17 protein-coding genes are annotated in these 17,977 nt (G+C 69.2%); 10 read left to right on the forward strand and 7 right to left on the reverse strand.

Going from position 1 to position 17,977, the window contains the following annotated elements; translation table 11 throughout:
• The first annotated feature begins 6 nt into the window (after nt 1-6).
• The 5 genes from N4G63_RS17020 (at nt 7) to N4G63_RS17040 (ending at nt 5,349) form a co-directional block, all read left to right on the forward strand.
• Nucleotides 7-2,910, forward strand: coding sequence for a DUF6701 domain-containing protein (locus N4G63_RS17020; RefSeq protein ID WP_314599962.1), 2,904 nt, complete (start codon nt 7-9; stop codon nt 2,908-2,910).
• The gene (locus tag N4G63_RS17025) at nt 2,891-3,430 is read left to right on the forward strand and encodes a prepilin-type N-terminal cleavage/methylation domain-containing protein (protein ID WP_314599963.1); all 540 of its coding nucleotides are present in this window, start codon (nt 2,891-2,893) and stop codon (nt 3,428-3,430) included. Before N4G63_RS17020 ends, N4G63_RS17025 begins: the two co-directional genes overlap by 20 nt.
• Complete coding sequence (locus tag N4G63_RS17030) at nt 3,420-3,938, forward strand: prepilin-type N-terminal cleavage/methylation domain-containing protein (protein WP_260786628.1); 519 nt, start codon at nt 3,420-3,422, stop codon at nt 3,936-3,938. The genes N4G63_RS17025 and N4G63_RS17030 overlap by 11 nt, the downstream gene beginning before the upstream one ends.
• Before the next feature lie 14 nt (nt 3,939-3,952).
• Nucleotides 3,953-4,852, forward strand: a complete 900-nt coding sequence (locus N4G63_RS17035; RefSeq protein ID WP_260786629.1) for a prepilin-type N-terminal cleavage/methylation domain-containing protein — start codon at nt 3,953-3,955, stop codon at nt 4,850-4,852.
• An 86-nt stretch (nt 4,853-4,938) separates the two neighbouring features.
• Nucleotides 4,939-5,349 (forward strand): MSHA biogenesis protein MshP, encoded by a 411-nt coding sequence (locus tag N4G63_RS17040; RefSeq protein WP_314599964.1) that lies wholly within the window; start codon nt 4,939-4,941, stop codon nt 5,347-5,349.
• An 899-nt stretch (nt 5,350-6,248) separates the two neighbouring features.
• On the opposite strand, the gene N4G63_RS17045 is transcribed toward N4G63_RS17040, so the two are convergent.
• The 5 genes from N4G63_RS17045 to N4G63_RS17065 form a co-directional block, all read right to left on the reverse strand.
• A complete protein-coding gene (locus N4G63_RS17045; protein WP_260786631.1) occupies nt 6,249-7,166 on the reverse strand; it encodes a 2OG-Fe(II) oxygenase in 918 nt (305 codons plus the stop codon).
• 146 nt (nt 7,167-7,312) lie between these two features.
• Nucleotides 7,313-8,110, reverse strand: coding sequence for a peroxide stress protein YaaA (gene yaaA / locus N4G63_RS17050; protein WP_314599965.1), 798 nt, complete (start codon nt 8,108-8,110; stop codon nt 7,313-7,315).
• A gap of 61 nt (nt 8,111-8,171) precedes the next feature.
• A complete protein-coding gene (gene ypfH / locus N4G63_RS17055) occupies nt 8,172-8,915 on the reverse strand; it encodes an esterase (RefSeq protein WP_260786634.1) in 744 nt (247 codons plus the stop codon).
• Between the two features lie 93 nt (nt 8,916-9,008).
• Nucleotides 9,009-12,779: an error-prone DNA polymerase gene (locus N4G63_RS17060; protein WP_260786635.1), complete on the reverse strand. Its 3,771-nt coding sequence runs from the start codon at nt 12,777-12,779 to the stop codon at nt 9,009-9,011.
• On the reverse strand, nt 12,722-14,044 hold the full coding sequence (locus tag N4G63_RS17065) for an integron integrase (RefSeq protein WP_510182765.1): 1,323 nt from the start codon (nt 14,042-14,044) through the stop codon (nt 12,722-12,724). Before N4G63_RS17065 ends, N4G63_RS17060 begins: the two co-directional genes overlap by 58 nt.
• Nucleotides 14,045-14,156: 112 nt before the next feature.
• On the opposite strand from N4G63_RS17065, the gene N4G63_RS17070 reads away from it, so the two are divergent.
• The 5 genes from N4G63_RS17070 to N4G63_RS17090 all read left to right on the forward strand — a co-directional run bounded on the left by N4G63_RS17070 (nt 14,157) and on the right by N4G63_RS17090 (nt 17,182).
• Nucleotides 14,157-14,579, forward strand: a complete 423-nt coding sequence (locus N4G63_RS17070) for a hypothetical protein (protein ID WP_314599966.1) — start codon at nt 14,157-14,159, stop codon at nt 14,577-14,579.
• Nucleotides 14,580-14,775: 196 nt separating this feature from the next.
• On the forward strand, nt 14,776-15,195 hold the full coding sequence (locus tag N4G63_RS17075) for a DUF4177 domain-containing protein (protein WP_260786637.1): 420 nt from the start codon (nt 14,776-14,778) through the stop codon (nt 15,193-15,195).
• A gap of 217 nt (nt 15,196-15,412) precedes the next feature.
• On the forward strand, nt 15,413-15,994 hold the full coding sequence (locus N4G63_RS17080) for a GIY-YIG nuclease family protein (RefSeq protein WP_260786639.1): 582 nt from the start codon (nt 15,413-15,415) through the stop codon (nt 15,992-15,994).
• A gap of 138 nt (nt 15,995-16,132) precedes the next feature.
• Nucleotides 16,133-16,654, forward strand: a complete 522-nt coding sequence (locus N4G63_RS17085; RefSeq protein ID WP_260786640.1) for a GFA family protein — start codon at nt 16,133-16,135, stop codon at nt 16,652-16,654.
• A gap of 168 nt (nt 16,655-16,822) precedes the next feature.
• Nucleotides 16,823-17,182 carry a DUF1801 domain-containing protein gene (locus N4G63_RS17090; RefSeq protein ID WP_260786641.1) on the forward strand — a complete coding sequence of 120 codons (360 nt, stop codon included), beginning with the start codon at nt 16,823-16,825 and terminating at the stop codon, nt 17,180-17,182.
• 99 nt (nt 17,183-17,281) lie between these two features.
• On the opposite strand, the gene N4G63_RS17095 is transcribed toward N4G63_RS17090, so the two are convergent.
• Both N4G63_RS17095 and N4G63_RS17100 read right to left on the reverse strand, forming a co-directional pair.
• On the reverse strand, nt 17,282-17,677 hold the full coding sequence (locus N4G63_RS17095) for a type II toxin-antitoxin system VapC family toxin (protein WP_260786642.1): 396 nt from the start codon (nt 17,675-17,677) through the stop codon (nt 17,282-17,284).
• Nucleotides 17,674-17,919 carry a FitA-like ribbon-helix-helix domain-containing protein gene (locus N4G63_RS17100; RefSeq protein WP_260786643.1) on the reverse strand — a complete coding sequence of 82 codons (246 nt, stop codon included), beginning with the start codon at nt 17,917-17,919 and terminating at the stop codon, nt 17,674-17,676. Before N4G63_RS17100 ends, N4G63_RS17095 begins: the two co-directional genes overlap by 4 nt.
• Between the last annotated feature and the right edge of the window lie 58 nt (nt 17,920-17,977).

Raw genomic sequence — 17,977 nt, forward strand, 5'->3', positions numbered from 1 at the left:
CGCGGTGTGCTGAGCGCCCGGCGGGCCGGGTGGCGGCCGGCCCTCTGGCTGGCCGGCCTGCTGCTGGGCCTGGGCGGCCTGATGCCGGCGGCGCAGGCGGCCATCACCGAGGTGGTGTGGGGCACCTTTGCCACCAGCAGCAGCGGCAACGTGAGCAGCGCCACCGTGCCCACCCGCGGCATCGGCGCCACGCTGGCCACCGGCGACGTGGGCATTGCGGTGATCTCGCTGCGCACCACCGGCACGGTCACGCCGCCGGCCGGCTGGACCCTGCTGGCCGACCGCAGCGAGGGCGGCACGCTGCGCTCGCTGGTCTACCTGCGCGTGATCACCAACCCCAGCACCGAGCCCACCACCCACACCTGGAGCTTTCCGGCCACGCGCGTGGTGGCCTCGGGCATGCTGCTGCGCGGCGTGGACACCGCCAACCCGGTGCAGGTGGGCGACAGCTGGGGCGATGCCGGCAGCGGCAACGTGGTCACGCTGCCCGGCATCACCAGCAGCAGCGACGGCGTGCTGCAGTTCGGCGTCAGCGTGCTGGGCAATGCGCCGGCCAGCTTCAGCACGCCCTCGGGCAGCACCGAGCGGGTGGACACCGTGTCCAACAACGCCAGCAGCGGCGTCAGCCATGCCATCCACACCCGGCTGGAGGCCAGCGCCGGTTCGCTCAACACCGCGCGCAGCAGCACCGCCACGCTGGGCGGCCCGCGCATCGGCTTCATGCTGGGCCTGAACCCGGCGCCGCCGGCGCCCACGCTGCACCGCATCGAGATCCGCCACGGCAGCGGCCAGGGCCTCACCTGCCAGGCCAGCACGCTCACCGTGGTGGCCTGCGCCAATGCCGCCTGCACCAGCTTCTACAACGGCGGCGTCAACGGCGTGCTCACCGCCACCGGCAGCGGCCAGACGGTGAACTGGCCCGACGGCGCCAGCTTCGACATCGCGCCCGGCAGCCACACGGTGAGCAAGCGCATCCAGCAAACCACCGCCGGCAGCACCACGCTGGGCGTGCAGTTCGCCAACCCGGCGGCCGGCTGCAACTTCGGCAGCCCCGCCTGCACCTGGACCTCGCGCAACAGCGGCTTCGTGTTCGACGTGCCCGACCATGTGGCCGGCAGCCCGCAAAGCCTGGAGATCACGGCGGTGACCCCGGGCTCGGGCAGCACCGCCTGCGCCGGCAGCTTTGCCAGCGCGCAGCGCGATCTGGTGTTTCGCTGCACGCCGCTCGAGCCGGCCAGCGGCACGCGCGCGGTCAGCGTCAACGGCCAGGCGCTGAATGCCACCGGCAACGCCAACGCCGCCTGCGACGGCAGCGGCCGCAGCCTGCGCATCAGCTTCGACCATCAGGGCCGGGCCAGCCTGCCGGTGAGCTATGGCGACGCCGGCCGCGTGCGCCTGAGCGCCACCTACACCGGCTCGAGCGCCACCGGCGACAGCGGCCTGGTGATCAGCGGCAGCGACAGCTTCATCGCCGCGCCGGCATGGTTCAAGGTGGCGGCGCAGGCCGGCCCGCTGCGCGCCGGCAGCCCCTTTTCAGCCACCGTCACGGCCCACAACGCCGCGGGCGCGGCCATGCCCAACTACGGCCGCGAGAACAACCCCGAGGCGGTGACGCTGGGCTTCGTGCGCCTGCAGCCCACCGGCAGCGGCGCGGTGGACGGCAGCTTCAGCGGCACCCGCACGCTGGCCAGCTTCTCGGGCGGCGCGGCCAGCGTCAGCGACCTGGCCTGGAGCGAGGTGGGCCGCGGCGACCTGGTGGCGCGCCTGGCCAATCCCAGCTACCTGGACTCGGGCCTGCGCCCGGTGGGCAGCAGCGCTGGCGACGCGGCCCTGGCCTGCGCGCTGGAAGGGGGCAACTGCAGCCTGCCCGGCGGCGGCAGCGCCACGCTGTACTTCGGCAGTGCCAGTGGCTGGGTGGCGCTGCCCGGCCGCAGCGGCAGCCAGGCCTGCAGCGCGGCTGCGCTCGGCGAGCCCGGGGCCGACAGCGACCGCAGCTGCCTGTACGTGCCCACCAGCGGCAGCGCCACCGGCTCGGTGGGCGACTTCATCCCGCACCACCTGCTGCTGAGCGCCGCCAACGCCTGCGGCAGCTTCACCTATGCCGGCCAGCCCCTGGCGGCCACGCTCACCGCGCGCAATGCGGCCGGCGGCGTGACCCGCAACTTCGACGGCAGCAGCGCCACCACGCCCGGCTTTGCCCAGGCCATCACACTGGCCGCCGCCGGCAGCCCCGGGCCGGCCACGCTGAGCGGCGCCAGCGTGGCGCCGTCGGCCTTCAACGCCGGCGTGGCCAGCGCCACGCCCAGCGTCGGCTTTGCGCAAAAGGCCACCGCGCCGATGGCGCTGGGCCTGCGCGCCAGCAATTCGGCCAGCGGCGGCGCCGCCATCAGCTCGGACGGCCAGCCCGAGCCGACGCTGAACCTGCGCAGCGGCCGCCTGCGCCTGGCCAATGCCTTTGGCAGCGCCCGGTCCGCGCTGCAGCTGCCGCTGACCGTCGAGTACTGGAGCGGCCAGGCCTGGCTGGTCAACAGCGCCGACAGCTGCAGCACCCTGCTGCCCGGCGCCGTGGCGCTGAGCCGGCCGCGCGATGCGCTGGGCCAGGCCAGCGATGCGGCCACCGCGGTCAGCGCGCTGAGCCTGGCCGCCGGGCGTGGCGTGCTCACGCTGGCCGCCCCCACGCCGGCCGGCCGCACGCTCACGGTGGACATTGCCCTCAACCTGGGCGCACTTTCTGCCGATCAAGCCTGTCAGGGCAGCCAGCCAGCCACCGTGGGCGCCGGCCTGCCCTGGCTGCGCAGCCACAACGGGGCCTGCGCGGCCACGGCCGATCGAGACCCCGCCGGCCGCGCCAGCTTCGGCATCCACAGCCCCGAACACCGCAAGCTCGTGCATGTGCGCGACCTCTACTGACCGCCATCCCACCGCCAGCCGCCACAGCGCCCGCCCTGCCCCGCGCCAGGCCGCTGCGGCCGTGCGCGGCTTCACGATGGTGGAGCTGATCGCCACCGTGCTGCTGCTGGGCGTGCTGGCCGCGGTGGCCATGCCGCGCCTGGGCGGCACGCTGGCGCTGGGCGGCAGCGCCTGGCGCGACCAGGTCAGCGCCACGCTCAAGACGGCGCGCAGCCTGGCCCAGGGCCACCGCCGCCTGGTGTGCGCCAGCGTGGCCACCGGCCAGGTGAGCCTGGCCATTGCCGCCACCAACCCGGCCAGCAGCTGCGGCAGCACGCTCAACGGCGCCGACGGCAGCGCCCGCTGGGCCAGCGACAGCGCCAACCACGCCACCACGCTGACGCCGGCCGGCACGCTGTTTTTCCAGCCCGACGGCCGCATCACCAGCGACGGCGCCGGCCTCAGCCCGCTCAACGCCAGCATCGCCATTGCCGGCGAGAGCGCGATCCACCTCACCGGGCGCACCGGCCATGTCGACTGAGCCCGCAGCCAGGGCGGCCGCGCCGGCCGGCCGCGGTGCGCGCCGCCCGCCGCCCGGCCGGGCCCGGCGCGGCTTCACGCTGCCCGAGGTGATCATCGCCATCGTGGTGCTGGGCGTGGGCCTGGCCGGCGTGCTGCTGGCGCTGCGCACCGCCGCGCGCGGCAGTGCCGATCCGGTGGTGCAGCGCCAGATGCAGGCCATAGCGCAAGAGCTGCTCGAGGAGATCCAGCTCAAGCCCTATGCGGCGGCGGCCAATGCCCCTGCCGCTGGCTGCGCACGCGACAGCTTCAACGATGTGGCCGACTACCACGGCCATGCCAGCACCGGCATCTGCGCGGTGGACGGCACCGTGATCCCGGCGCTGGCCGGCTACAGCCTGGCCATCAGCGTGAGCGGCGGCACGCTGGGCGGCGTGGCCGCGGCACGGCGCATCGTCATCACCGTCACCCAGCCCGCCGGCGGCCACACGCTGCAGCTGGTGGGCTGGCGCACCGACTACGCCTCGTGATGCTGCGCGCCACGATGCCCCCTGCCACCCGGCCGCGCCGGCCGCCGCACCGCGCCCGGGCCGCCGGCCGCGTGCCCGCCGGCTTCACGCTGATCGAGCTGGTGGTCACGCTGGTGCTGATCGGCGTGCTGGGGGCCACGCTGGCGGTGTTCTTCAAGCCGGCCTTCGACATCTACCTGGCCGCGCGCAGCCGCGCCGCCATCACCGCCGACGCCGACCAGGGCCTGCGCCTGATGCTGCGCGATGTGCAGAGCGCGGTGCCCAACTCGATCCGCGCGCCCGGCAGCGAGTGCTTCGAGACCGTGCCCACACTGGGCGGCGGCCGCTACCGCCGCGACACCGACATCGTGACCAGCGGCTCGGCCCCGGTGGACACCGGCAGCAGCACCACGCAGTTCGACGTGCTGACGCCGCTGAGCACCGTGCCGGCGGTGGGCGACTGGGTGGTGGTGGACAACCAGAACGCCGGCGACGTGTACACCGGCAGCAACCGCACCGAGATCACCGCGGTGGCCACACCCAACGCGGCGCATGGGCGACACCGTATCGGCGTGAACGCGATGCAGTTTCCGCTGGGCTACGAGGGCGCGCGCTTCGCACTGGTGCCCAACGCGCAGAAGGCCGTGTTCTACGTGTGCAGCGGCGCCAGCGGCACGCTCGATGCCCAGGGCAACGCGCCGGGCCGGCTGGTGCGCCTGAGCAACTACGGCTTCAACGCCGCCACGCCCACCAGCTGCCCGTCGGCCACCGGCGGCGACGTGGTGCTGACCGGCGTGCGCGCCTGCCGCTTCGTCTACGAGGCCAACCAGGGTGCCACGCAGCAAAGCGGCTTCATCTCGATCCAGCTCGAACTCACCCGCAACGGCGAAACCGCCAGCCTGGTGGTGGGCGCGCATGTGGTGAACATCCCATGAGGCGCACACACCGGCCTCTGAGAGCTGGCCCGGCACGCCGGCGGGCTGGGCCATCGGCACCGGCGCGCGGCCTGGGTGCGGTGGCGGTGATCATCGTGCTGGTCACGCTGGCCGGCCTGGCCGCCGCCGTGCTGCGCCTGGGCCAGCAGGCGCAGATCACCAGCACGCAGGACGTGCTGGCGCTGCGCGCCGCGGCCGCCGCACGCGCCGGCATCGAATGGGGCCTGTACCAGGCCTTCAAGGGCAGCTGGACGAGCTGCAGCAACACCAGCCAGGCACTCGACCTGAATGCCGACCTGGGCATGGTGGTGAGCGTGAGCTGCGACTCGCGCCTGTACAACGAAGGCGAGAGCGCACCCGGCGTGGCGCAGACGCTGCGGGTCTACACCATCGAGGCACTGGCCTGCAATGCGGCGGCGTGCCCGGATGCGGCGGCGGCGGTGCGCACGGGCTATGTGGAGCGGCGGCGGCAGATCCATGCGGTGAATGCGCAGTAGTGCGGGTGCGGCGGGTGCGGCGGGTGCGGCGGGTGCGGCGGTTGCGGCGGGTGCGGCGGTTGCGGCGGTTGCGGCGGTTGCGGCGGTTGCGGCTGTTGCGGCGGTTGCGCGGTTGCGCGGACTTGGCTCGATGCTTGGCGTTGCCCATGGTTCGTTTCACCGCGCCGGGTCTTGCGTGGCTCGCTGCAGCGCGCCGGGGTTTCGCCCCGGCGGGCGACCTACTTTCTTTTCGCGAAAAGAAAGTAGGCAAAGAAAGCGCATTGAACTTTCCGACACCGCACTGCTGCTTCTCGAGCATCGGGGCGGGCGCCTCGCCCGCCCGGCGGGCTCGAACAGGCTGCCGACATGGGGCTTGGTGACGGACACATGGCCGCCGATGGCATGGCCGCTCATCTGTGAAGGCTCCGGCAGCTCGCCGCAAGAAGGCAAGCCGTGCCACGGACAGAGCGCCTGGGCCATGGCCAGGGGCATTGGCCTGGCACCGGCACCAGCACTGACCAAAACCAGAACCAAGACCAAGACCAGCCCACACCACACTGCGCCCGCAAGTCTTGACCGGGGGGCCCGCGCGCGAGGACCGGCTACACCTGCATCCGGCTGGCTATGTTCGAGCCCGCGGGGCGGGCGAGGCGCCCGCCTCGATGCACCAAACAAAATGCTCAGTGGTGTCGGAAAGTTGGGATGCGCTTTCTTTGCCTACTTTCTTTTCGCCAAAAGAAAGTAGGTCGCCCGCCGGGGCGAACACCCGGCGCGCTGCAGCGAGCCATGCAAAACCCCCGCCGCCAGGCCACCCGAAAACCCAAAAACCCAAAAACCCAAAAACCCAAGCAGCCAGCCAGGCAAGCCCCTCAGCCACAGCGCCAGGCAGCGCCGCGCAGCGCAGCGCAGGCACCCAACCCTCAAACGAACTCGCGCTCGCGCAGCCACTTGGTGGCCACCCACTTGTCGCCGCGGATCACCGGTGCGCCGCCGTGCAGCGTGCGCGTGACCGGGTGCGCGCGGTCGTAGCTGAAGAACACCGCGTGGCCCTTGACCGGGGCCACCTCGAGCCCCACGTCCGGAAAGGTGGTGGCGCCGCCCTGCTCGGGCGTGTTGAGGTACATCACCACGGTGGCCACGCGCTGGCCGCCGCGGCGCAGCACCGCGGCCATGCCGGGCTGGGCCGGGTCGAAGTAGTCGTGGTGCGGCTTGTACTCGGCGCCGGGGCGGTAGTGCAGCACCTGCAGGCCTTCGCCGTTTTCCACCGGCCAGCGCAGCAGCGCGGCAATGCGCGCCTCGATGCGCTCGCACAGCGCGTTCTCGGCGCGGCCGAAGAACATGCCCTCGCTGGTGCGCGCGGCGTTCACCTCGTTGCCGCCGGTCTCGTAGACCACGGTCTCCGAGCGCGCCATGCGCGGGCCGGCCGCGGCCACCATCGCATCGCACTCGTCGTCGGACAGCAGGCCGCCAAAGACCACCACGCGCGGGTGCTGCATCACCGCCAGCACGGCCACCTCGCGGTCATGCGCCCACAGGCGCGCGGGCGACAGGCGCAGATCGGGCTCGGGCACAGCCACCACCGCCGGCAAGGGCTGCTGGTGGGTTTGCGGCTGCTGCACGACCGGGCGGCCATGGGCGGCCAGCGCACTGGCGGCGGCGGCGGCCAGGCCGTGGGTCGGCAGCTGGCCGGCCAGGGCCTGCTCGAGTGCGGCGATGGCCACGTCCTCGTCCCAGCCGCTGCTGCGCATGGCCTCCAGCACGTCTTCGGGGCGGCAGCCGGCGCGGGCCTGCTCGATGATCCACTGCCGCAGTTCGGGGGTGACGGTCTGCGTTGTCACGGCGCTCTACCTCGGATACCTCGGGGCTTGCTGGCTCAACCGGCAACCGGCCCCGCGGGCCAGCGGCCCGGCGTGCCGTGCGCACCGGTGGGCACAACAACATGCGCCCATTCTGGCAGCGCTGGCCCAGATCGCCCGGTGCGGCATCAAAGCCGACGGCGAAACACCAGGCGCTCGGGTGTCGACACACCGGCGTCGTGCGCATACCCGTCGGCATCAAAGCCGCGCAGCGCGGCCACGCTGCGCACGCGGTGGCGGATGGCCCAGCGCGCAAAGGCACCGCGTGCACGCTTGGCAAAGAAGCTGATGATCTTGTACTGGCCGCCGGCTGCGCCCGGGCCGTCCTTCCAGTCCTCGAACTGGCACTCGACCACGCGGGCCTTCAGCGCGGCGCGGTCGGCCACCTTGAAATACTCCTGCGAGGCCAGGTTCACGATCACCGGGCTGCGCTCGTCGGCCTGGCGCTCGTTGAGGTAGCCGGCCACCGTGTCGCCCCACCAGGCGTACAGGTCCTTGCCGGCGGGGTTGGCCCAGCGTGTGCCCATCTCCAGGCGGTAGGGCTGCAGGCGGTCAAACGGGCGCAGCGCGCCGTACAGGCCCGACAGGATCACCAGATGCTGCTGCGCCCAGCCCAGGTCGGCCGCCTCCAGGCTGCGGATGTCGAGGCCGTCGTAGACATCGCCGTTGAAGGCATAGGCGGCCGGGCGGCTGTTCTTCGGGCCGTGTTCGGGCGTCCAGGCGGCAAAGCGGCCGACATTGAGCGCGGCCAGTTCGTCCGACAGGTCCATCAGCTGCGCCAGCTGCGGCGGCGTCAGCGTCTTCAGGCCCTCGATCAGGGCGGCGGCGCGCGGCACGAAGGCCGGCTCGGTGGCACGCCGGGCCGCGCCGGCAGGCAGCGGGCGCTCGTAGTCGAGGGTCTTGGCGGGAGAAAGCAGAAAAAGCATGGCACCAGTGTACGGAGCGCCCCGCGTACCGCGCAGCCGGGTGCGCTTGGAAGGCGGCTGCTCAGTCGTCGGTGTCGTCGGGCGCGCCGCGCGCCGCGGCGGCGCCCATGGCCTCGCGCCAGGTGCGCTGCGGGATGTGGCCGGTGAGCCGCTGCAGGGCGCAGCGCAGCAGGGCCGGCGGGATCTCGTGGCCCGCGCCTTCGGCGATGTCGATGGTGGCGTCGCCCTGCAGCGCGGCCAGGCGCTCGATGGCGGCGCGCGCGTGCGTGACCGGGATCACGCCGTCGGCGCTGCCGTGAAAGAAGTGCAGCGTGGTCTCGCGCGGCGCGGCATCGGGCAGCGTGGCGTAGCGGCCGGCAAAGGCCAGCACGCGGCCGGCGGCGCCGTCGTGGCGCTGCACCAGCTCGAGCGCACAGATCGCGCCCTGCGAAAAGCCCACCAGGGCCGTGGCCTGGGGGCCCACGCCGGTGGCGGCCTGGGCGGCACGCAGCCACTCGGCCAGGCGCGGCAGCACGGCGGCCACGCGCGCCGGGCGCTCGGCCTCGGTGATCATGCCGCCCTGGGCGCTGGCCAGGCTGAACCACTGGCGGCCGGCCAGCTGCGCGGCGCCGGTGCCGTCCAGCGGCTCGAAGCCCTCAGGCGCCAGCACGGCGCACTGCGCAAACTGCTGGCGCAGCACCTGGGCCAGCGGCGCCATGTCGGCCGCCGAGGCGCCCCAGCCGTGCAGCAGCACCATCAGCTGTTGCGGGGCGCTGCCATCGGCTGGCAGCCATTGCAGGGTATGGGGCATCAGGGGCGTGGTCATGGGCGGTCTCTGGCGGCGCCGGGCCGGGCCGGGCCGGCGCGGTTCGGGGCTGGGGTGGGAGCGGGGTGCGCAGGCCGATTGTCCGGCCTGCACTCAGTGGAAATCGCGGCTGTGGGTGACCAGACCGTTCAGAAGTTCGGAATGGTCAACCAGGCGCCGGGCGATCAGGTGGCGCACCTCGCCCTCGCACTGCCACACGCCATACACGGTGAGCAGGCGCGCGGCCAGCAGCGGCCGGCGCTGGGCCTGCGCCACCTGCGGCCAGACGATCACGTTGATGCTGCCGGTCTCGTCTTCCAGCGTGACGAAGACCACGCCCTTGGCGGTTTCGGGCCGTTGGCGGTGGGTCACCAGGCCCGAGGCCCGCGCCAGCTGGCCGCGCCGGCAGCCGGCCAGCACCGCCGCCGGCTGCACCTGGAACTGCGCCAGCTGCGCGCGCAGCAGCGCCAGCGGGTGCTGGGTGAGCGACAGGCCGGTGCGGCGGTAGTCGGCCACCAGGGCCTCGCCCGGCGCCGGCGCCAGCAGGGCCACCGGCGCCTCGTGGGTGCGGGTATCGGCCAGCAGCGCGGTGGCGCGGGTGTCGATGCCACGCACGGCCCAGGCGGCCTGGTGGCGGTGGCCGGTCAGGGCCGCAAGGGCATTGCCTTCGGCCAGGCAGGCCAGCGCATGCGCATCGAGCCCGGCGCGGCGGGCCAGGTCTTCGACGCTGGCAAAGGGGCGGCGCGGGTCGGGTGCGGCGGCACGCGCGGCCACGATGCGCCTGGCATCGGCCTCGCGAAAGCCGATCAGCCGGCTGAAGCCCAGGCGCACCGGGTGCAGCGGCGGCGTGCCCGGCGGCAGCGGGGTGGTGGCCACGGCGGCCGGGGCGCGTGCGTGAGCACCCGCGTCAGGGCCCGTGCCCGTGCCCTCGTCGGCGTCAGCGGCATCAGCCAGGTCAGCGGGATCGGCAGCGCCGGCGACAGCCGTCGCCAGCTCACACCCGTCGGCGTGGGGGCGCGCCTCGAGCACCGTGTCCCACTCGCTGCACAGCACATCCACCGGGCGCACCTGCACGCCGTGCGCGCGGGCATCGCGCACCAGTTGGGCGGGGGCATAAAAGCCCATCGGCTGGCTGTTGAGCAGTGCGGCCAGAAACGCATCGGGGTGGCGGCACTTGAGCCAGGCGCTCACCCACACCAGCAGCGCAAAGCTGGCGGCGTGGCTCTCGGGGAAGCCGTACTCACCAAAGCCCTCGATCTGCTGGAAGATGCGCTCGGCGTACTCGCGCGCATAGCCCTTGGCCACCATGCGGCCCACCAGCCGCGCGTGGAACGGGCCCAGGCCGCCCTTGCGCTTCCAGGCGGCCATGGCGCGGCGCAGGCGGTCGGCCTCGCCGGGGGTGAAATCGGCCGCCAGGATGGCCAGCTGCATCACCTGCTCCTGGAAGATGGGCACGCCCAGCGTGCGCTCGAGCGCCTGGCGCACCTCGGCGCTGGGGTAGTCCACCGGCTCGGCGCCGCTGCGGCGCTGCAGGTAGGGATGCACCATGCCGCCCTGGATGGGGCCGGGGCGCACGATGGCCACCTCGATCACCAGGTCGTAGAAGCAGCGCGGCTGCAGGCGCGGCAGCATGCTCATCTGCGCGCGGCTTTCCACCTGGAAGGTGCCGATGCTGTCGCCCCGGCACAGCATCTCGTAGACCGCGTCGTCCCTGGCCGGCACATCCTGCATGCGAAAGCTGCCGCCACCGCTGCCGGCGGCTGCGCCCAGCTTGCGCCCCACCATGTCGAGCGCGCGGCGGATGGCGCTGAGCATGCCGAGCGCCAGGATGTCGACCTTGATCAGGCCCAGCGCGTCGAGATCGTCCTTGTCCCACTGGATCACGGTGCGGCCGTCCATCGCGGCGTTTTCCACCGGCACCAGGCGCGAGACATCGTCGCGCGCGATGACGAAGCCGCCCGGGTGCTGGCTGAGGTGGCGCGGCCGGTTGACCAGTTGCTCGGTCAGCGCCATCCACTGCTGACACACCGGCGAATCGGGGTCGAGGCCGTGCTCGCGCAGGCTTTCGGGATCGAAGCGCCGGCGCGGCGCGGTACCGGGCGCCACGCCCGCGGCAGGCGGCACCGCGGCGACCTGCGAGGCGTCGACCCACCAGTGCTGGTTCTTGGCCACCGCGGCAATGCGGTCGAGCCCGATGCCCAGCGCACGCCCCACGTCGCGCAGCGCCGAGCGCGGGCGGTAGCGGATCACCACGCCGGTGAGCGCGGCGCGGTGGCGGCCGTAGCGGCCGTAGAGGTACTGGATCACCTCCTCGCGGCGCTGGTGCTCGAAATCGATGTCGATGTCGGGCGGCTCGTTGCGCTCGGGGCTGATGAAGCGCTCAAACAGCAGCTGCATGCGATCAGGATCGACCTCGGTGACGCCCAGGCAGTAGCACACCGCCGAGTTGGCCGCGCTGCCACGGCCCTGGCACAGGATGCCCTGGCCACGCGCCCAGCGCACCACATCGGCCACGGTGAGGAAATAAGGCTCGAAGCGCAGCTGGGCGATGACCGCCAGCTCATGCTCGATGGCCGCGCGCACCTTGGGCGGCGCACCGGCCGGAAAGCGGCGCAGCACGCCGTCTTCAGTGAGTGCGCGCAGCCAGCTGGCGGGCGTGTGGCCGGCCGGCACGATCTCTTGCGGGTACTCGTAGCGCAGCTCGGCCAGCGAGAAGCGGCAGGTGGCGGCGATGCGCAGCGATTCGGCCAGCCACTCGGGCGCATGCAGCGCGGCCAGGCGCGCGCGCGGCCGCAGATGCGCCTCGGCGTTGGGCTCGAGCGCAAAGCCGCACTCGGCCACCGGCAGGTTCAGGCGCGTGGCGGTCATCACATCGAGCAGCGGCTTGCGCTGGCGCGCATGCATGCGCACATCGCCACAGGCCACCAGCGGCAGGCCGGTGAGCGCCGACACGCGCGGCAGCAGCTCGCGCCGCAGTGCATCGTGCGGACGGTGCAGCAACTCGATGGCGATGGCGCAGCGCGCGCCGGCGGCCACGCCGCCGCCACCGCCAAACCAGGTCTTGAGCCACATGGCCTGGGCGCACAGGGTCTCGAACGAGGCCGCCGGATCGGGCAGCAGCACGGCCACGCAGTCGGGCAGGCCGGCCAGGTGCGGCGCATTGGGCACCCGCCCCTCCAGATCGGCCGCATGGGCCAGGTACTGGCCCTTGGCCGCACGCCGCCGCGCCACGCTGATCCACTGCGCCAGGTTGCCGTAGCCACGCCGGGTCTGCGCCAGCAGCAGCAGACGCGGCGCCGGTTGGCCAGCCAGCGGCGACGACGCCGGTACCCCCGCCTGCGCCTGGGCCACCGGGTCGCCGGCCGCCGGCAGGCACAGGCGCATCTCGGTGCCGATGATCAGGTGCAAGGGCGCCGACCGGGGCGGGCGGGGATCGCCGGTCTGGGTGGGTGCTTGGGACGGTGGGGGTGGTGTATCTGGGGCCGGGAGCCGGGGCTGGGGCTGGGGCTGGGGCTGGGGCTGGGGCTGGAGCTGGGGCTGGTGCGCGCTTTGCTGGGATGGTGGCGACTGCGACTGCGACTGCGACTGCGACTGCGACTGCGACTGCGACTGCGACTGCGACTGCGACTGCGACTGCGACTGCGACTGCGGCGGCCGTGGCGATGGCGGCTGCGCTGGCTGCGGGTGTTCATCCTCCTGCTGCTGTTCAAGCAGCCACTCATGCGCCCGCACCACGCCGGCCAGCGAGCATTCGTCGGTGAGTGCCAGCGCGCCGTAGCCGCGCGCATGCGCGGCCGCCATCAGCTCCTCGGGACTGGAGGCGCCGCTCAGGTAGCTGAAGTGGCTGCGGCAGTGGAGCTCGGCGTAGGCAGGAAGGGTGGCCACAGAACGGGACGATCGGCTGGAATGGACGTTGGACAAGAGGCGGCACAAGAACCCCGCGGCGGCGATGGCACCGCCGCGGATCGCACGACGACATAGGCCGCCGCAGGCTCACGCGCCCGTGGTGGCGGTTGGGTTGGCGATCGCGGTGGCGACACCGGTGGTGTCTGGCGGCCTGCCGCCGCGCGGGCCGCAGACGGATGCCTCTGGCCCAGCGGCGCGGGGGCCACCAAGGAAGGCGGCGGCGCCATCGCGCAGCCCGGTGTCGACCCGGCGGCCATCAAGGCATCGACCGGGCTGCGCACCGCGCCACCGCCGAGCTTGAGCACATGGGTGTAGATCATGGTGGTGCTCACGTCGGCATGGCCCAGCAGCTCCTGCACGGTGCGGATGTCGTAACCCGACAGCAGCAGGTGCGTGGCGAACGAATGGCGCAGCGTGTGCGGCGTGGCCGGCTTGTGGACGCCGACGGCCTGCACGGCCTGGCGGAACGCGCGCTGGAACTGCTGCTCGTGCTGGTGATGTCGGCGCAGCACGCGCGGCTCGGCCCGCGGATCCTCAGACAGCGTGGCTTGCGGAAACACCCAGAACCAGGCCCACGACAAGGGCGCGCGCGGGTACTTGCGGCCCAGCGCATGCGGCACCTGCACCCCGGCCACGCCGGCGGCCCGATCGGCCGCCCACAGGGCATGCGCCGCGGCCAGCTGATCACGCAAAGCCTGCTCCAGCGAGGCCGGCAGCATCACCACCCGGTCTTTGCCGCCCTTGCCCTCGCGCACGATGATCGCGCGGCGGTCGAAATCGATGTCTTTCACGCGCAGCCGCAAGCCCTCGAGCAGGCGCATGCCGGTTCCATACAACAGATGACCAAACAGCCTGGGCACCGGCTCGGGCAAGGCCGCCAGCACCCTCGCCACCTCGTCGTGCGACAGCACCACCGGCAGGCGTGGCGGCCGCTGCGGACGCGAGATCTCGTCCATCCACGGCAGGCGCAGGCCCAGCACCTTCTGGTAGAGAAACAGCAACGCCGAGAGGGCCTGCTTGTGCGTGGACGCCGACACCTGCCGATCGGCCGCCAGCCAGCCCAGAAAGGCCTCGACCGCATCACCGCCCAGATCGGCTGGATGCTGCAGTTGGTGGTAGCGCACGAAGACCCGTACCCAATGGACGTAGGCCTCCTCGGTTCGTATGCTGTAGTGCATGAAGCGGATCTGGCTGCGCAGCCGATCCAGCAGCCGAACGGGAGGCGGCTCAGCATGGGGTGGCATGGTCAAGCTCCAACACCTGTGATACTGTATGTTCATACAGTTCACCAGCTTTCGCAAGTGCCTGCACACGGGGCCATCCGCCTCGGCCCGGCCACGAAGCGCCAGTCATCCGATGCCGCGCAAGACCCCGCCTGTGGCCGTCAACACCCGCGCCAGCGACGTGGCGCTGCTGACCGTCACCAAACGCCTGCTGCCCGGGCGACCTGGCACAAAGCAGCATTTGCAGCGCTACGGCGCGCAACTGGTGTGCGTGCGCTATCGCCACGACCCCGAACAAGGCCACCGATACACCACCGTGGAGCTGCTGGTGGACGACGGCCCGCTGCCGCTGGACCGCCGATCAGGACCCACCGTGCTGCTCAAGGTACAGCCGCACGAGATTGCATTGCAGCAGTTGCTGGCACTGCATGGCAATCACACGATCAGCGAACTGCAGCCCTGCCTGATCCCCCGCGCCCTCGCGATCGCCCTCGGCCTACAAGCCAAGGTGATCAGAAAGAAGCGCCCCCGCATCCGCTCCACCCAACCCAAGTGACCACCGGTGGCAACGACTGACCGCCAGTGGGTATATTTGGTGATGTCGAAAGCACGTTAGGCCGCCGAAACACCCCTGTCGTCGCGCCGCCGCCCAACTGTCGTGCTACTGTCGCACCCGTTTCGTAGCGGCGTCATCCACGGCCAGCCAAGCTCAGTCCGCCTCGCCAAACGTGGCGCCGTGAGCTGTCAAACACATGAAAATCAACTCTGCTTTGGTCCTTCGACTCAGGAACGCTCGGTCGTGGTCGCAGGAAGAACTTGCGACCGCGGCTGGCCTGAACCTGAGAACGATTCAGCGAATCGAGAATGAGGCGTCGGCCTCGCTGCAGTCGAAAAAGGCTTTAGCTTCGGTATTCGACATCGACATCAAGGCGCTTGAAACTCAGGAACTGCCGGCCATGGTCAAGCACGAGTACAAAACACTGAACATACCAATCAAAAAGGGTTTCCTCTCAGGCATATCGAAGACCCCTTTGCCAAATATCGAGAAGATACTGAACGAGGAAGGCGCCAATGGCTGGCGCCTTGTGCAGATTCTTACTCCGGACGTACTTACCAGTTGGGGCAAAGCCACCGAGAATATGGTTGCCCTGTTTGAGCGTCCTGCAACGTAGAGACTCGCCACTTGCCCAACAGCATTGAACAACCAGCCAGTCAGCACCGGTCGTACCCGCGGCGGCCTAACCCCTCGCTCAAAGGGAGCGCCAACGGCAGGTCACCAGGCCCGGGCCGGTGGTACGCTGCACATTTTCACCGGCCCGGGCCTGGCGCCCTGCCGCCGTCGCCCCCTTAGCTCGAACGTTAGGCCTCTCAAAACTCAACTGTACCCACATGGCCATCGATACCTCCTACTATGTCTATGCGTTAAAGGACCCGCGTGAGTCGCCAGCCTTGCCGTTCTACATTGGCAAAGGTACCGGTACCCGCTCGTTCGATCACTTGGTCCGACCAGATGAATCTCGCAAGGGTCAAAGAATTAAAGAGATTGAAGCAGCCGGATACATAGTTCTGGTAACAAGGATGGTTGACGAGCTAAGTGAACCACAGGCAATACGACTTGAAGCAGAACTGATCTCTTCGTTTGGAACGGTAGATACAGGCGGCCGACTCCTCAACAATGTCCTCCCATCTGGACTGTCGGCGAAAGCGCGAACTTCTGTTGTACTTCCATCTGGCGTGAAAGAGAAGGCCCAGATAGCACTATCACTCTTGAAGGATGCCGTTCTTGAATTAGCAAAGGCAAATCCTGGCGGGATATCGAACTCCGATGCGGCTAGCCTTCTCGGCCTTCGAAGCGACTATGGCGGAGGTTCCAAGGATTATCTGTCTTATAGCGTACTGGGCATACTTATGCGAGAGGGAAAACTTGCTCGAAGTACCACCAATCGTAAACACATTGCGCGCGTGCAATGACAGGCCTAACCATTCGCTCAACCGGATCCCCATTGCGGCATGCGGCTAAAGGCCCGCCATTTCATTCTGGGCCTTTAGCCACATACCGCAACGGTCCGGTTAGCTCAAACGTTAGGCATCAGAACTAGCACCTCCACCATGCCCACCACTGCTGAATTCCCAATCGAAGGCGGCTGCGACTGCAATGCCATTCGCTATTGCATGGAGACCAAGCCGCTCTTTGTCCACTGCTGTCACTGCAAGTGGTGCCAAAGAGAAAGCGGTGCTGCATTCGCACTGAATGCGATGATTGAGAGCGATCGCGTTGTCAACCTCGGCTCAGAACCGGAAGTGGTAAACACGCCTTCCGATAGCGGACTAGGCCAACGCATTGCACGCTGCCCAAGTTGCAAGGTCGCTGTTTGGAGCAACTACGCAGGTGCAGGCCCCATCATGAAGTTTGTGCGCGTGGGGACACTTGACAATCCTGATGTATGTCCACCAGAGATCCACATCTTCACTCGCTCAAAGCAGCCATGGGTAAACCTCCAAGGCGGTGCACCTGCAGTAGATGAATACTACGAGCGCGAAGACTACTGGCCCGCTGAGAGTCTAACGAGGCGAGCTGCGGTGCTTCCAGCAATTCAAGCTTACCAGGCAACGCTCAAAACTGATGCCTAACCATTCGCTCAACCGGATCCATTGCGGCATGCGGCTAAAGGCCCGCCATTTCATTCTGGGCCTTTAGCCACATACCGCAACGGTTCGGTTAGCTCAAACGTTAGGCCCCACAAGAATCACGCTCTTGCACCCCTACCGCCCATATCAACCCGCACACCACAATCCAAGATGGCCATAAAGTCAGTCCAATCGTTGGTCGAAGATATTCGCCTTCTTGGCGAAACCAACTATGAGATCGTTGAGGCAGTCCGCGCATTGATCAAAAAGACGTTCAAGTCCACATCGGAGGAGGTCAAGTACGGAGGGATCTTGTTCACGTCTGGAGTTCAGTTCTGTGGTGTCTTCGCGTACAAAGAGCATGTGTCAGTGGAATTTGGAAGCGGAGCCAAGATCAAGGACGATATTGGTCATCTTGAAGGCACAGGCAAAGGCCGACGTCACTTGAAACTCATGTCAGTGGGGGAAATCAAGAGCAAACAGCTTGCTCAGTACCTTTTACTTGCGCACAGCGCGGCGAGTGGGGCCTAACCATTCGCTCAACCGACCCATTGCGGCATGCGGCTAAAGGCCCGCCATTTCATTCTGGGCCTTTAGCCACATACCGCAACGGTTCGGTTAGCTCAAACGTTAGGCCGCAGAAATTGGCAGCGCGCGGTTCGGGAATGCTCGCAAAAGCTTCTTGTCCATCGTGAACAGCTTCGTATCCAACTTTACTGCCAAAGCAATGAACTCGCAGTCGTACGCGGAGCAGTCGCTATCTCGAACAAGCTCCAGGACTGTGCGGGACTCAACTTCAAATTCACCACCAGCCAACAGGCTTTCGGCCTCTGCTTGCAAGCTCACGGCTTGCTCAAAAGAAATATCACTCCGTCGCACATAGCCAGCCAAGATGTTTCGGAACTCGCTTCTCCAAAGAATCGGTGCGCTCCAGTCCGGATCTCGCTCAAGTAGCGCTTCCGCCGCAGCCGTGTGCTCGCCTGGCAAGTACAGATAGGCCAGCACGTTCGTATCAACTACGATCACGGCCTGCCGTCCCGCTTCGCGTTATCAATGTCCTCAGCCAGGAACGTCTGCATTGGCAAGGCCGCACGCAGTTCTCTGGCCTTGGCAAGCCTCTCGCTCGGCGCAAGCCTTGTCGGCAGCAGCACGGCCTCAAGGCACACAATCGCTTCGCTGTTCAAGCTTCGCCTGTGCATCTCTGCAGCACTCTTCAACCGCTCGTACACGGCATCGGGTATGTTCTTCAGTGTCAAAGTCGTAGGCATGTCTAGCACCAAAAGGCAACCAAAGTGGTTGCATTGTGGCACATGCATGCGCATGCCG

Source organism: Aquabacterium sp. OR-4, from assembly GCF_025290835.2.
Taxonomy (GTDB): domain Bacteria; phylum Pseudomonadota; class Gammaproteobacteria; order Burkholderiales; family Burkholderiaceae_C; genus Pseudaquabacterium.